Here is a 13,952-nt window from a genome sequence, read left to right on the forward strand (position 1 = left end):
CCAGGCAAATCGGCTGGCAGACATTACGGCTGGACGTGCACCGACGTCCAGCCGTCGTCGTTTACTTGCTGGCCCACGCGTTAAAGCGTTCCTCCAACTCCTCGCCATGATCAACCCAGAAGCCGACGTTCATCGAAAGCGCCCCCTTGAGGTTCTGCGGTGCGGTCGGCACCCACTTGGCCAGTTTGTCGTCCAGTTGCGCGGCAGCCAGGGTGTTGGTCGGCCCGTACGGAATGAGTTTCACATAGTTGACCTGGGCATCCGGCTGATTGGTAAAAGCGATGAAGCGCTTGGCCTGATCAACATGCCTGGAGCCCTTGATGATCGCCCAGTAGTCCATGCCATACAGACTGCCGGGCCAGACCAGGCCAAGATGGCTGCCTTTTTGCGCGGCGTCGGCAATGCGTCCGCTGTAGGTCGAAGTCATCACCACGTCGCCCGACATCAGCCATTGAGGGGGTTGCGCGCCCGCCTCCCACCACTGGATCCAGGGCTTGAGTTCGGTCAGTTTAGCGAACGCGCGGTCCACGCCTTGCGGGGTGGCGAGTACCTTGTAGACGTCTTCGGTTTTCACCCCGTCGGCCAGCAAGGCGAATTCCAGGTTGTACACCGCACGCTTACGCAGCCCGCGTTTGCCGGGGGTTTTCTTCACGTCCCAGAAATCGGCCCACGAGGTCGGGGCTTGCGCCAGTTTGTCGGTGTCGTAGGCAATCGCCACGCTCCAGACCATTGCAGCCGATCCACATTCCTGTGCCGCTTCGGGGATCAACTGGTCGGCATGCCCCAGTCGCGTCCAGTCAAGACGCTCGTACATGCCCTCTTCGCAACCGCGCATCAGGTCCGGGCCTTCGATCTGCACCACGTCCCAGTCGACGTTGCCGGTATCAACCATCACTTTGATCCTGGCCATCTCACCGTTGTATTCGGCCTGCATGACCTTGCTTTGATCCAGCGTGGCGAAAGGCTGAAAGAACGCCGCGTCGAGGGCTTTCTGTCCAGCACCGCCGTAACCGACCACCACCATGTCCGATGCTGCCTGGGCGCTGCCCATGCCCATGGCCAGGGACAGCACCAAGGGATAAAAACCGTGCTTGAGCGTGTGCGATTTCATCAATGGTTCCTCGTGCAGGTGCCGTCGGGATGTGTGCCCGTTCGGCCCTTTTTTATTGTTGGTGAGGTGCGCCCCAGGAGCGGGCTCGAAACGAAACTACTGCAAGGTGAAGTAAAAAAACAAGTTGATTTTTTACTGACGGTAAATTTCTATACAACAATAATAACAACGCCGAAACCCGGCCTTTCGGCTTCAGCCTGCCTGGAGTACCCGCACCATGCCGAGCCCGACCCCTGCTTTTGCGCACCTGTTCGAACCGTTGCAGATCCGTGGCAAGCGCCTGAAGAACCGCATCATGTCCAGCGGTCATGACACTTCGATGCCCACCGACAACCTGGTCAACGAGCAACTGATCGCCTATCACCGGGCGCGCGCCGAAGGCGGGGTCGGGCTGATCGTGCTGCAAGTGGCCGGCGTGCATGACAGCGCGCGGTACACCTCCCATGTGCTGATGGCCACCGACGATGCCTGCATTGACGGCTACCGCAAGATCGCCGAGACCTGTCACGCCCACGGCACCGTGGTGCTGTCGCAAGTGTTCCATCCGGGCCGGGAAATCATGGAGTCCGCCGATGGCCTGCTGGCCGTGGCCTACTCCGCATCGACGGTGCCCAACGAGCGTTTCCGGGTCATGCCACGGGCGCTGGATCAGACGATGATCGACGAGATCGTCGCCGGTTATGCCGCCGCGGCCCGACGTCTGCATCAGGCCGGGATCGATGGCGTCGAGGTGGTGGCCAGTCACGGATATCTGCCGGCGCAATTCATCAATCCACGGGTCAACCGCCGCACCGATGGCTACAACGGTGAACTGGAACAGCGCCTGCGTTTCCTGCGCGAAGTCATCGCTGCGATTCGGGCCTGTACCGACGAGGCGTTCATCATCGGCCTGCGCATTTCCGCCGACGAGCGCGACCCTGAAGGCCTGACCGAAGACGAGTCACTGTCCGCCGTGCAATCGCTTCAAGGGCAACTCGATTATGTGCACATCGTCGCCGGCACTTCGGCCTCGCTGGGCGGCGCGGTGCACATCGTGCCGCCGATGGCGATTGAAGCGGCGTACCTGGCGAAAGAAGCCGGGACCTTCAAGGCCGGCTTGAACATTCCGCTGTTCGTCACCGGGCGCATCAACCAGCCCCAGGAAGCCGAGTTGATCATCGCCCGTGGCCAGGCCGACGTCTGTGGCATGACCCGGGCGCTGATCTGCGACCCGCAAATGCCCAACAAAACCGACACCGGCCGCGCCGAAGACGTGCGCGCCTGCATCGCCTGTAACCAGGCGTGCATCGGGCACTTCCATAAAGGGTTGCCGATTTCCTGTATCCAGCACCCGGAAACGGGACGCGAACTGATTTTTGGCCAGCGCCAAACAGTCAAAGTACGCAAACGGATCATGATCGCCGGCGGTGGCCCGGCCGGCATGAAGGCCGCCGCCGTTGCCGCCCAGCGCGGGCATGAGGTGACGCTGTACGAAGCCAGCTCGCAACTTGGCGGTCAGGTGCTGCTGGCGCAATTGCTGCCGCGGCGCAGCGAGTTCGGCGGCGCCAGCACCAATCTGCAGCGGGAAATGGAACTGGCCGGGGTGCGCGTGGTGCGCAACACCCGGGTCGACCGCGCGTTGGTGGAACAGGAAAAACCCGACATGGTGATCGTCGCTACCGGCGCCGAACCGTACTGGCCGCCCTTCGAACGCGGCGGCGAACTGCAGGTGGTGGACGCCTGGCAAGTGCTGCGTGATGAGGTACCGATCGGGCGTTCGGTGGTGGTGGTCGATTGGCGCTGCGACTGGATCGGCCCCGGCATCGCCGAGCGCCTGACCCGCGCCGGTCATCAGGTGCAACTGGCAGTCAACGGCACCCATTGCGGGGAGAGTCTGCCGCTGTACGTGCGCGATCAACTGGCTGGCGAGCTGCACAAGCTGGGGATTCCCATCACCCCTTATGCGCGGCTGTACGGTTGCGACGACAACACCGTCTACCTGCAACACACGGCCAGCGGCGAGCCGATGTTGCTGGAAAACATCGACACGCTGGTGCTGTGCCAGGGCCATCAGCCGGTGGACACCCTCGGCGATGAACTGCAAGGCCTGGTGGAATTTCGGCGCATCGGTGATTGCCTGGCCCCGCGCACCGCCGAAGAAGCGATTTATGAAGGGTTGAAAGTCGCGTGGGAGCTTTAAGCCTGTTTATACTCCGGGACCTAAACGGCTAACCCCCGCCCCCTGTGGGAGGGAGCAGGCTCGCTCCCACAGGGATTATGGATAAGCCCTCCCCCGGTTCGGAATTCACAATGAGCACCAACAGCACCACACAGCCCGCAACCGGCAGCGCCGAACCGCACTTTCTCGGCACACGCATTCGTGGCTTGCGCAAACGCCGGGGCATGACCCTGGCCGAACTGGCACAGCAAAGCGAACTCACCGCCGGTTATATCAGCCAACTGGAACGCAACCTCGCCTATCCGTCGATCCCGGCGCTGTTCAACATCGCCCGCAGCCTGGGCGTGACCATCCAGTGGTTCTTCGCCAGCGAAGCCAACACCAATCCCGAAGACGACGGCGTGGTGGTGCGCAAGAACAGTCGCCTGAGCGTGCATTACGAAGATGGCATCGTCGATCAGTTGCTGACCCCAACCCCCAACCGTCAGCTGGAAATGCTCCACTCCCGCTTCCCGCCAGGCACCTACAGCCAGCAAAGCTACAGCCATGAAGGCGAAGAAGCCGGTTACCTGTTGTCGGGCAGTTTCGAACTGTGGGTGGGCGAGCGTTATTTCCAGCTCAACGAAGGCGACAGCTTCAGCTTCTCCAGCCAGGAACCGCACCGTTACGGCAACCCCGGCGAGGTGGATGCGGTGGTGATCTGGGTGATTACCCCGCCAACCTTCTAGCGCCGCCCGCGATTCATCGGCTGAGCGGTGCTCGCGCGTTTCAAGGTGTCACTCGGTAACTCCTTGAACAGTGCGCGATAGCTGCTGGAAAACCGTCCCAAATGCCAGAACGACCAGTGCATCGCCACTTCGGCAACGGTGGTTTGCGTCGACGTGCGGCTGAGCAGTTCACGGCGCGCGCTGTTGAGGCGGCGCAGGCGCAGCCATTGGGTTGGCGCCATGCCGGTGTAGGTCTTGAACGCATGTTGCAATTGGCGCAGTGAAACCCCGGCGACCTGGGACAGCTCCAGTAAATTCAGCTGTTCTTCCGGTGTGTCCGCCGCCCAGTCCCCTACCCGCTTCATGATCGCGCGCTCTCCGGCCCGGCGTTGCAGCGCGCCTTGATCGAGACAGACACAAGCGTTGTCAAGAATGAACAGGCAGTCGTCCAGCAACTGCTGGGTCAGGGCTTCACGGCTCGGTGGATCGAAGGTCTGCGACAACCGCGTCAACGTGCCGCTGAGCCAGCGGCTGAACAGCGCATTCTGCTGCGAATTGAGCGGCGCCATGAACAGCCCTTCAAGTCGGGCGATATCCAGTTTGTGACGCTGGACAAACTCCGGACCGAACACCACGGCGATTTCCTGGTAGTTCTCCGGGGTGATCCAGATGTTACGGCTTTCACCATTCAACACGTACAGCGCGTTGTCGCTGCGATCAAAACAGAACGCCAGTGACCCCTGCGGCGCACTGAAATTCTGCTCGACCCGAGTGTTCATCGACTCTTCGTAAATCTCCACGCCCTGTAAGTCCAGATAGCGCACCAACCCGGCGAAATGCCCCGGCGACATCTGTTGGTAATGCTGGACCCAACCCGGTGTGGCGCGGATTTGCTCGGCGACATCTTCGGTATTGAAGGCTTGAACCTGGAGTGAATCGCGCACTGTCTTAGAGACTGTCATGGGGGTGTTCTCGCGCACTCTTTTGGTGCGCTTTGTGCTGCTTAAAGTGGATAGATGGAACCGCAAGGCTCGCCCAAGATAGTCGTCAACGCGCTACAGGGGAAGTGCCCGGCAGATGAAACCGGCGTCTCCTGGCGTTAATAAAACCAATAACGAGGTCTTTATGAATGTCCCTTTCGATCAGCTGTTCACATGGCTGAAAGATCACAAGATTACCGAAGTCGAGTGCGTCGTCAGCGATCTGACCGGCATTGCACGCGGCAAAATCGCACCCACCAACAAGTTCCTGCATGAGCGAGGCATGCGCCTGCCGGAAAGTGTGCTGTTGCAAACGGTAACCGGGGACTTTGTCGACGACGATATTTACTACGACCTGCTCGACCCTGCCGATATCGACATGGTCTGCAAGCCCGACGCCGATGCGGTGTACGTGGTGCCATGGGCTATCGAGCCGACCGCCATCGTGATTCACGACACCTTCGACAAGTTCGGCAACCCCATCGAACTGTCGCCGCGCAACGTGCTGAAAAAAGTCCTGCAGCTGTACACCGATAAAGGCTGGAAGCCCATTGTGGCGCCAGAAATGGAGTTCTATCTGACCCAACGCTGCGAAGACCCGGACTTGCCGCTCAAGGCGCCGCTGGGCCGTTCCGGTCGCGCGGAAAGTGGTCGGCAGTCGTTCTCCATCGACGCGACCAACGAATTCGACCCGCTGTTCGAAGACGTCTACGACTGGTGCGAACTGCAAGGCCTGGACCTCGATACGCTGATCCACGAAGACGGCCCGGCGCAGATGGAAATCAACTTCCGTCATGGCGACGCGCTGGATCTGGCCGACCAGATCACCGTGTTCAAGCGCACCCTGCGCGAAGCCGCGCTCAAGCACAACGTCACCGCGACCTTCATGGCCAAGCCGATCGGCGACGAGCCTGGCAGCGCCATGCACATTCACCAGAGCGTGGTGGACGTCGCCACCGGCAAGCCGATTTTTGCTGACGACAACGGCAACATGAGCGAACTGTTCCTGCACCACATCGGCGGCTTGCAGAAATACATCCCCAAAGTGCTGCCGATGTTCGCACCCAACGTGAACTCGTTCCGCCGCTTCCTGCCGGACACCTCGGCACCGGTCAACGTTGAATGGGGCGAAGAAAACCGCACCGTCGGCCTGCGCGTGCCGACCTCCAGCGCGGAGGCGATGCGCGTGGAAAACCGCCTGCCGGGGGCCGACGCCAACCCGTACCTGGCCATCGCCGCCAGCCTGCTGTGCGGCTATATCGGCATGGTCGAAGGCATTGAGCCAAGCGCTGCCGTGCAGGGTCGCGCCTATGAACGCCGCAACCTGCGCCTGCCGATCACCATCGAGGACGCCCTGACCCAGATGGAAGAGTGCGACGCCATCGGCCGCTATCTGGGCAGCAAGTTCGTGCGTGGCTATGTCGCGGTCAAACGCGCCGAGCACGAAAACTTCAAGCGGGTGATCAGCTCGTGGGAGCGGGAGTTTCTGCTGCTGAGCGTCTGAGAATAACGCCGTCCTTGAAGGCCTCTTTGCGAGCAGGCTCGCTCCCACATTGGACCTGTGTGCATCGCAAATCCCCTGTGGGAGCGAGCCTGCTCGCGAAGAAGCCGCCTGCACACCCAAGAATCACCTGAAAAAACCAATAAATCCTAGAGGTGTCGAATGCGTCTATTGAAATCCATGGTTCCGCTCGCGCTGACCGTGTTGTGCAGTGCCGTTGCCCAGGCTCAGCCACAGGTCAGCGTCTACAACTGGACCGATTACATCGGCGAAACCACCCTCGCCGACTTTCAGGCCAATACCGGGATCAAGGTGATCTACGACGTCTTCGATTCCAACGAAACCCTGGAAGGCAAATTGCTCGCCGGGCGTACCGGGTATGACGTAGTGGTGCCGTCCAACCACTTCCTGGCCCGCCAGGTGAAAGCCGGTGCGTTCCTGAAACTGGACCGCGCACAGCTACCGAATTTCAAGAACCTCGATCCGAAACTATTGGCGTTGCTGGAGAAAAACGATCCGGGCAACGTGCACTCGGTGCCCTACCTGTGGGGCACCAACGGCATCGGCTACAACGTCGACAAGGTCAAACAGGTGCTGGGCATCGACCACATCGATTCCTGGGCGGTGCTGTTCGAACCGGAAAACATCAAGAAGCTCAGCCAGTGCGGCGTGTCGATCATGGACTCGGCCGATGAAGTGTTCCCGGCGGTACTCAACTACATGGGCATGGACCCGCGCAGCGAAAACCCCGAGGACTTCAAAAAGGCCGAAGCCAAGCTGCTGAGTATCCGTCCGTACATCACCTACTTCCACTCCTCCAAGTACGTCTCGGACCTGGCCAACGGCGACATCTGCGTCGCGTTCGGTTATTCGGGGGATGTATTCCAGGCCGCCAATCGGGCCAAGGAAGCCAGGAACAACGTGAACATCGCCTACGCGATTCCCAAGGAAGGCAGCAACCTGTGGTTCGACCTGCTGGCCATTCCCGCCGATGCCGACAACCCGAAAGAGGCCCACGCGTTCATCAATTATCTGCTCGACCCGCCAGTGATCGCCAAGGTCAGCGCCTCGGTGGGTTACGCCAACCCGAATCCTGCCGCCAAGCAGTACATGGATGCTGAGCTGGTCAACAACCCCGAGGTTTACCCGTCCCAGGAAGTCCTCGACAAGCTCTACATCTCGACCACGCCGCCGCAGTCGATCATGCGTCTGATGACCCGTTCCTGGAGCAAAGTGAAGTCCAACCAATGAACCAGTACACCCAGGAACATACACACTCTTACTACGCCGCATCGGCCCATGGCATGCCTCCCTTTCCCATCCTGGCCGAAGACCTGGTGGCTGATGTCTGCGTGATTGGCGGCGGTTTTACCGGCGTCAATACCGCGATCGAACTGGCGCAACGCGGGCTCTCGGTGATCCTGCTGGAGGCTCGGCGGATCGGCTGGGGAGCCAGTGGGCGTAACGGCGGCCAATTGATTCGGGGCATCGGCCATGACGTCAGCGGATTTGCCCGTTATGTCGGCGCCGAAGGCGTGCGCTATATGGAACGCGCGGGCGTCGAATCGGTGGAACTGGTCGGCCGGCGCATCCGTGAGCACGGCATCGATTGCGACTTGCGCTGGGGCTTTTGCGAACTGGCCAACACCCCGGCGCAATACGCCGGTCTGAAGGCCGAACACGCGCATCTGATCGAGTCAGGTTATGCCCATGAAACCCGTTTGGTCGAACCCGGCCAGATCTGTCAGCAAGTCGTGAATTCGGAGCTGTACGCCGGCGGATTGATTGACATGGGCTCGGGACACTTGCACCCGCTGAACCTGGTGCTTGGCGAAGCACAGCTCGCACAGTCCCTGGGCGTGCGGATTTTCGAGCAAAGTCCGGCGCTGGAACTGATCCATGGCAGCACGGTGCAGGTGCGCTGCGCCGCTGGCACGGTACGCGCTGGCAGCCTGGTCCTGGGCTGTAATGCGCACCTGGAGGAACTCGAACCGAAACTCAGCGGCAAGGTGCTGCCGGCGGGCAGCTACATCATCGCCACCGAACCTTTGTCGCCGGAACTGGCGGCGCAGTTGATCCCACAGAACCTGGCGCTGTGCGACCAGAAAGTCGGCCTGGATTACTACCGACTTTCGGCAGACCGGCGCCTGCTGTTCGGTGGTGCCTGCCATTATTCCGGGCGCGATCCACGGGACATCGCCGCGTATATGCGCCCGCAGTTGCTCAAGGTTTTTCCGCAACTGGCCGCTGTGCGCATCGACTATCAATGGGGCGGCAAGATCGGCATCACCGCCAATCGTTTCCCGCAGGTCGGGCGCCTGAGTCAGTATCCCAACGTGTACTACGCCCAGGGCTATTCCGGCCATGGCCTGAACGTGACCCACTGGTGCGCAACGTTGCTGGGCGAAGCGATCCATGCCGGACACAGCCAGGGTTTCGACGTGTTCAGCGCCGTGCCGCACATGACCTTCCCCGGCGGCCGCGCCCTGCGCTCGCCACTCCTGGCCTTGGGTATGTTGTGGTATCGCATGCGCGAGGTGCTTGGCTGAATCTCTGGTTGTCTGACAGGCCGCCTTCGCGAGCAAGCCCGCTCCCACACTGGATGTTGTTGTGCACAAATTTTGTGTTCACTGCAGACCCACTGTGGGAGCGGGCTTGCTCGCGAAAAACGATAGCGCGGTGCATCCTCCCTGTGCCTTTCGATTTGCTCAATTGCGAGTCACTTCTATATTGAGGGGGTGCTCATCAATTCCTGCCTTCTGTCGAGCCCGGCCCATGGCGACGAGTGACCCACTGATCATCTGCGAGCACTGCGACTGCGTGTATGAAAGAGTCACGCTCGCCAAACATCAAAAGACTTTGTGCATACGCTGCGGCGGCGTGCTTCAGCGCTATAACGGTCTGACGGTGGAGCAGCGGCTGGCATTGACCTTCACCGCCCTGATGCTGTGGATCTTCGCCAATTTCTACCCGGTCATGAGCATCAGCCTCAAAGGCCTGAAGAACAGTGCGACGCTATGGGATTCGGTGTTGGCCCTCAGTCTTGGGCCGATCACGTTCATCGCGATGGTGGCGGCGATCGCCATGATCATCGCACCGATTTTCCAGTTGGTGCTGCTGATCTGGGTCCTGAGCTTCGCCCTCGCCAACCGGCGTTCGCCGGGTTTCAAATTCTGCATGCGCTGGCTGGAAACCCTCAGGCCCTGGAGCATGCTGGAAGTCTGCCTGCTGGGGGCGATGGTCGCCGTAATCAAACTCGCCGGCTTACTGGATGTGTTGCCCGGCATCGGCCTGTTTGCCCTGGCCATCCTCAGCCTGATGATGATCCGCGTCGCCGGCCGCGACATCCGCGATCTGTGGGATATCCCATGACAATGCCTCCGGTCGCCAGCGATCTCAACCTGTGCCTGTGTCACACCTGCGGACTGGCCTGTGACATGACCCATGAGCCCCACGAATGCGAGCGCTGCGGCGCCCCCCTGCACCGGCGCAAGACCAACTCGTTGTCCCGAACCTGGGCCTACATGCTCGCTGCCCTGGTGTTTTACATCCCGGCCAATCTGTTACCAGTGATGAACACCAAAATGGTCGGCAGTGGTGCCGACAGCACGATCATGAGCGGCGTGCTGGAGTTCTGGCAGCACGGAGCCTGGGACATTGCCCTGATCATTTTCATCGCCAGCATCGCGGTGCCAGGCGTCAAGTTCGTCGCCCTGACGCTGCTGCTGGTCACGGTGCAACGCAATAGCCAATGGGCCTGCAAGGAACGGTCAAAGATGTACCGCTTCGTCGAGGTCATCGGCTACTGGTCGATGCTCGACGTGATTGTGGTGGCCCTGGTGGCCTCGCTGGTGAAGTTTGAAGCCCTGGCCGACATCGAGCCGCGTCCGGGCATTCTGTTCTTTGGCCTGGTGGTGGTGTTCACCATGCTGTCGGCGATGAGTTTCGACCCGCGGCTGATCTGGGACGCCAAGGGCGAAAATCCACATTTCGAGGAGGTCAAGGATGAAGCAACAAGCCACTGAAGGGCCGCAAGCTCCTGGCCAGGCGCCCATCAAGACCCGCCGGTTCAGCGTGTCCCTGGTGTGGATCGTGCCGATCATCGCGGTGCTGGTGGGGATTTCCCTGGTGATTCACAGCATCATGCAGGAAGGGCCGACCATCACCGTCAACTTCAAGACCGGCAGCGGCCTGACGGCCAACAAGACCGAAGTCAAATACCGCAGCGTGGTGATCGGCCAGGTCACGGATGTGGAACTGAGCGATGACCAGAAGAGCGTCAACGCGACCATTAAACTGGCCAAGCAGGCGGAAAGTTTTACCCGCGAGGACTCGCAATACTGGGTGGTGCGCCCGCGTATCGGCGCCGGCGGCGTGTCGGGCATCGATACCCTGCTGTCCGGGGACTACATCGGCGCCGATATTGGCCAGGCCAATGCCCGCGCCAAGAACTTCAAGGGCCTGGAAAATCCGCCGCCGATTACCTACGGCGAACCGGGCAAGCGTTTCACCCTGCACACCCAGGACCTCGGCTCGCTCGACATCGGATCACCGGTCTACTACCGCAAGATTCCCGTGGGCCAAGTGGTGGCTTACGCTCTGGATCCCGACGGCAAAGGGGTGAACATTGAGTTATTCATTCATTCGCCCAATGACGCCTACGTGACCGAGAACACCCGTTTCTGGAATGCCAGCGGTGTCGACGTGAACGTCGGGGCCAACGGTTTTTCGGTCAAGACCGAATCGCTGTCATCCATATTGGTCGGTGGCATTGCCTTCCGCGCGCCGGAATACAGCCCCGATGACAAACCTGCGCCCGAAGAATATGCCTATGAACTGTTCGACGATCAGCAGACCGCCCTCGCCCCACCCAATGGCAAGCCGCAATACCTGGCCTTGCGTTTCGACCAGGCACTGCGTGGGCTCAAGGTCGATGCACCGGTGGAGTTCCTCGGCGTGGAAATCGGCAAAGTGGTGTCGGTCAATCTGGACTTCGACGCCAAAAAACGCAGCTTTCCGGTCAATGTTGGCATCGTGATTTATCCGCAGCGTTTGGGGCAGGCTCATATCAAGATGCTCAAGGCGTTAAATCATGATCCTAACGATGAAGCCGGCGGCGTGCGAATTATCGGCGCGTTCATCGAAAACGGCCTGCGTGCCCAGGCTCGCACAGGCAATCTGCTGACCGGTCAGCTGTACATTGCGCTGGACTTTTATCCGAAAGCGGAAAAAGTCGCGTTCGATCCAACCGTACGCCCGGTCTCCATTCCGACCGTTCCGGGCAGCCTCGAACAGCTGCAGGAAAAAATCGAAGCCATGGTCACCAAAATCAATCAACTGCCCATCGAGCGCATCGCCGACAACCTGGACGGCAATCTGGTGGAACTGCGCAAAAGTCTGGGCCAATTCAACGCCAAAACCCTGCCGAGCGTGCAAACCACCCTGATAGGTGTCAGCAAGACCCTGCAATCGGCCGATACCACACTAAAATCCGCTAACTCGACCCTGGCCGACGATTCGCCGCAACGGGAAAAACTGGGGCAAACCCTGGATGAACTGGGACGCACATCGCGTTCCTTGCGCGACCTCGCGGACTACCTGGGGCGGCATCCGGAATCGCTGATTCGCGGCCGTCCCGACAATGCCGCGCCCATTGATCTGCAAGGGCCGCCGAGTAAATGACCACAGGAGCATCATTCATGGATTTTGCGCTGAAAACTGCATTGATTGCTGCACTGTCATTGCTCGCCGCTTGTCGCAGCGACCCGATTCAATTTCATACGTTGACCCCGGCCCAATTGAGCAGCCATTCAAGATCCACCGCGGAGATCCAGATCGAAAACCTCGTTGTCCCTCCTCAGGTCGATCGCCCGCAAATTGTCGTGCGTCAGGGCAACACCGGCATAGCCATTCTCGAAACTGACTGGTGGGGAGCCAGTCTGGTGGATGAGTTGCGTGCCGCCCTGCTCGATCAGATGGTCAATAGCAATCCCCAGCGCAAAATCTCGGTACGAGTCGATGTTCAGCGGTTCGATTCGATTCCCGGTCAATACGGGTTGATCGATGTGAAGTGGCGCCTGCGCAACGGCGACGACACCCTGCTGCCTTGCCGCAGCACGATACAAACACCCTCCGGACCGTCCATTGATGAGCTGGTGGCGGCGCAACAGAACAACGTCAGACGCCTGGCGGCGCTGATCAGCCAGGCAGCGAGCAATACACAAAAAGGCTGTCCTTCGAATGCCAGCCAGTAACACATAACCCTTGTGGGAGCGGGCTTGCCCGCGATGGGGCCGGCACATTGACCATCTTTATAGCCTGACACGCCGCCATCGCGGGCAAGCCCGCTCCCACAGGTACTCCTCCGATTACATTTGCCACTCCACAAACATGCAAATGATTCCTATTGATCTACAATAATCGACGTGCTTCCTCGTTTGATTACTGATACGAAAGCCGAAAACAGGAGTTGCCTCCGCATGATGTCCCGAATCCCTTCTTTCCTGAAGAAAGCCCTGCTGGCCACCGCCCTGCTGAGTGCAGGCCATGTTTATGCCGCCGATGACGTCGGCATCGTGGTCTACAACGCGCAGCACGAAGGCCTGACCAAAGCCTGGGTCGAAGGCTTCACTCAGGAAACCGGTATTGCGGTCACGTTACGCAACGGCGATGACACGGAAATGGGCAACCAGATCGTGCAGGAAGGCACTGCCTCGCCCGCCGATGTGTTCCTGACCGAAAATTCCCCGGCGATGGTCCTGGTCGACAACGCGGGTTTGTTTGCACCGCTCGATAAAGCCATCCTGGAACAGGTCGATTCCGCTTATCGCCCGGCCCACGGCAAATGGCTGGGGATCGCCGCACGTTCCACGGTGTTTGTCTATAACCCGAGCAAACTGCCCGAAGCGCAACTGCCAAAATCGATCATGGACCTTGCCAACCCGAGCTGGAAAGGTCGCTTGGGTGCATCGCCTGCGGGGGCCGACTTCCAGGCCATCGTCGCCGCGATTCTCGAACAGAAAGGCGAAGCCGCGACTCTGGACTGGCTCACGGCGATGAAAACCAACTTCACCGCTTACCGCGGCAACAGCTCTGTGCTCAAGGCGGTGAATGCCGGGCAGATCGACAGCGGCGTGATCTACCACTATTACAGCTTTGTCGATCAGTCCAAGACCGGCGAAAACAGCAAGAACACCGCCCTGCACTATTTCAAGCACAAGGACCCGGGAGCGTTTGTCAGCATCTCCGGCGGCGGTGTCCTGGCGTCCAGCAAACACAAGGAACAAGCCCAGGCATTCCTGAAGTGGATCACCGGCACGGACGGCCAGGCCATCCTCAAGGATGGCAAATCGTTTGAATATGCCGTGGGCAAGAACGCTCAATCCAACCCTAAACTGGTGCCTTTGCAGCAGCTCGACGCGCCAACCGTCGATGCGTCGAAACTCGACAGCAAAAAAGCCGTGGAGCTGATGACTCAGGCCGGACTGCTTTAATT

General features: G+C 60.0%; 12 protein-coding genes. 10 read left to right on the forward strand and 2 right to left on the reverse strand.

Going from position 1 to position 13,952, the window contains the following annotated elements:
- Positions 1–61: 61 nt before the first annotated feature.
- Positions 62–1,111 carry an ABC transporter substrate-binding protein gene (locus AC07ZE_RS15465; RefSeq protein ID WP_207265580.1) on the reverse strand — a complete coding sequence of 350 codons (1,050 nt, stop codon included), beginning with the start codon at positions 1,109–1,111 and terminating at the stop codon, positions 62–64.
- A gap of 217 nt (positions 1,112–1,328) precedes the next feature.
- Here AC07ZE_RS15465 and AC07ZE_RS15470 point away from each other — a divergent pair, with 217 nt between their 5' ends.
- Together AC07ZE_RS15470 and AC07ZE_RS15475 are read left to right on the forward strand one after the other, a co-directional pair.
- Complete coding sequence (locus AC07ZE_RS15470) at positions 1,329–3,290, forward strand: oxidoreductase (RefSeq protein ID WP_207265581.1); 1,962 nt, start codon at positions 1,329–1,331, stop codon at positions 3,288–3,290.
- Positions 3,291–3,367: 77 nt separating this feature from the next.
- Positions 3,368–3,997: a cupin domain-containing protein gene (locus AC07ZE_RS15475; protein ID WP_404940868.1), complete on the forward strand. Its 630-nt coding sequence runs from the start codon at positions 3,368–3,370 to the stop codon at positions 3,995–3,997.
- Here the strand turns inward: AC07ZE_RS15475 and AC07ZE_RS15480 are convergent.
- Positions 3,994–4,938, reverse strand: coding sequence for a helix-turn-helix domain-containing protein (locus AC07ZE_RS15480; protein ID WP_207265582.1), 945 nt, complete (start codon positions 4,936–4,938; stop codon positions 3,994–3,996). The two genes, AC07ZE_RS15475 and AC07ZE_RS15480, sit on opposite strands and share 4 nt — an antisense overlap.
- 163 nt (positions 4,939–5,101) lie before the next feature.
- Here AC07ZE_RS15480 and AC07ZE_RS15485 point away from each other — a divergent pair, with 163 nt between their 5' ends.
- The 8 genes from AC07ZE_RS15485 (at position 5,102) to AC07ZE_RS15520 (ending at position 13,950) form a co-directional block, all read left to right on the forward strand.
- Complete coding sequence (locus AC07ZE_RS15485) at positions 5,102–6,460, forward strand: glutamine synthetase family protein (protein ID WP_207265583.1); 1,359 nt, start codon at positions 5,102–5,104, stop codon at positions 6,458–6,460.
- Positions 6,461–6,619: 159 nt separating this feature from the next.
- On the forward strand, positions 6,620–7,708 hold the full coding sequence (locus AC07ZE_RS15490; RefSeq protein ID WP_207265584.1) for a polyamine ABC transporter substrate-binding protein: 1,089 nt from the start codon (positions 6,620–6,622) through the stop codon (positions 7,706–7,708).
- Positions 7,705–9,006 (forward strand): NAD(P)/FAD-dependent oxidoreductase, encoded by a 1,302-nt coding sequence (locus AC07ZE_RS15495; RefSeq protein WP_207265585.1) that lies wholly within the window; start codon positions 7,705–7,707, stop codon positions 9,004–9,006. Before AC07ZE_RS15490 ends, AC07ZE_RS15495 begins: the two co-directional genes overlap by 4 nt.
- Before the next feature lie 226 nt (positions 9,007–9,232).
- A complete protein-coding gene (locus AC07ZE_RS15500; protein ID WP_207265586.1) occupies positions 9,233–9,829 on the forward strand; it encodes a paraquat-inducible protein A in 597 nt (198 codons plus the stop codon).
- Positions 9,826–10,482, forward strand: coding sequence for a paraquat-inducible protein A (locus AC07ZE_RS15505; protein WP_207265587.1), 657 nt, complete (start codon positions 9,826–9,828; stop codon positions 10,480–10,482). Before AC07ZE_RS15500 ends, AC07ZE_RS15505 begins: the two co-directional genes overlap by 4 nt.
- A complete protein-coding gene (locus tag AC07ZE_RS15510; RefSeq protein WP_207265588.1) occupies positions 10,463–12,139 on the forward strand; it encodes a PqiB family protein in 1,677 nt (558 codons plus the stop codon). Before AC07ZE_RS15505 ends, AC07ZE_RS15510 begins: the two co-directional genes overlap by 20 nt.
- 17 nt (positions 12,140–12,156) lie before the next feature.
- Positions 12,157–12,711 (forward strand): PqiC family protein, encoded by a 555-nt coding sequence (locus tag AC07ZE_RS15515; protein ID WP_207265589.1) that lies wholly within the window; start codon positions 12,157–12,159, stop codon positions 12,709–12,711.
- 225 nt (positions 12,712–12,936) lie between these two features.
- On the forward strand, positions 12,937–13,950 hold the full coding sequence (locus AC07ZE_RS15520) for an iron ABC transporter substrate-binding protein (protein ID WP_207265590.1): 1,014 nt from the start codon (positions 12,937–12,939) through the stop codon (positions 13,948–13,950).
- Positions 13,951–13,952: the final 2 nt, after the last annotated feature.

It is taken from the genome of Pseudomonas sp. GW101-3H06, assembly GCF_059424605.1.

Bases quoted from the DNA above. Each gene is read 5' to 3' on its own strand.
- AC07ZE_RS15465 (WP_207265580.1), bottom strand. From the start codon at position 1,111: ATGAAATCGCACACGCTCAAGCACGGTTTTTATCCCTTGGTGCTGTCC.
- AC07ZE_RS15470 (WP_207265581.1), top strand. From the start codon at position 1,329: ATGCCGAGCCCGACCCCTGCTTTTGCGCACCTGTTCGAACCGTTGCAG.
- AC07ZE_RS15475 (WP_404940868.1), top strand. From the start codon at position 3,368: ATGGATAAGCCCTCCCCCGGTTCGGAATTCACAATGAGCACCAACAGC.
- AC07ZE_RS15480 (WP_207265582.1), bottom strand. From the start codon at position 4,938: ATGACAGTCTCTAAGACAGTGCGCGATTCACTCCAGGTTCAAGCCTTC.
- AC07ZE_RS15485 (WP_207265583.1), top strand. From the start codon at position 5,102: ATGAATGTCCCTTTCGATCAGCTGTTCACATGGCTGAAAGATCACAAG.
- AC07ZE_RS15490 (WP_207265584.1), top strand. From the start codon at position 6,620: ATGCGTCTATTGAAATCCATGGTTCCGCTCGCGCTGACCGTGTTGTGC.
- AC07ZE_RS15495 (WP_207265585.1), top strand. From the start codon at position 7,705: ATGAACCAGTACACCCAGGAACATACACACTCTTACTACGCCGCATCG.
- AC07ZE_RS15500 (WP_207265586.1), top strand. From the start codon at position 9,233: ATGGCGACGAGTGACCCACTGATCATCTGCGAGCACTGCGACTGCGTG.
- AC07ZE_RS15505 (WP_207265587.1), top strand. From the start codon at position 9,826: ATGACAATGCCTCCGGTCGCCAGCGATCTCAACCTGTGCCTGTGTCAC.
- AC07ZE_RS15510 (WP_207265588.1), top strand. From the start codon at position 10,463: ATGAAGCAACAAGCCACTGAAGGGCCGCAAGCTCCTGGCCAGGCGCCC.
- AC07ZE_RS15515 (WP_207265589.1), top strand. From the start codon at position 12,157: ATGGATTTTGCGCTGAAAACTGCATTGATTGCTGCACTGTCATTGCTC.
- AC07ZE_RS15520 (WP_207265590.1), top strand. From the start codon at position 12,937: ATGATGTCCCGAATCCCTTCTTTCCTGAAGAAAGCCCTGCTGGCCACC.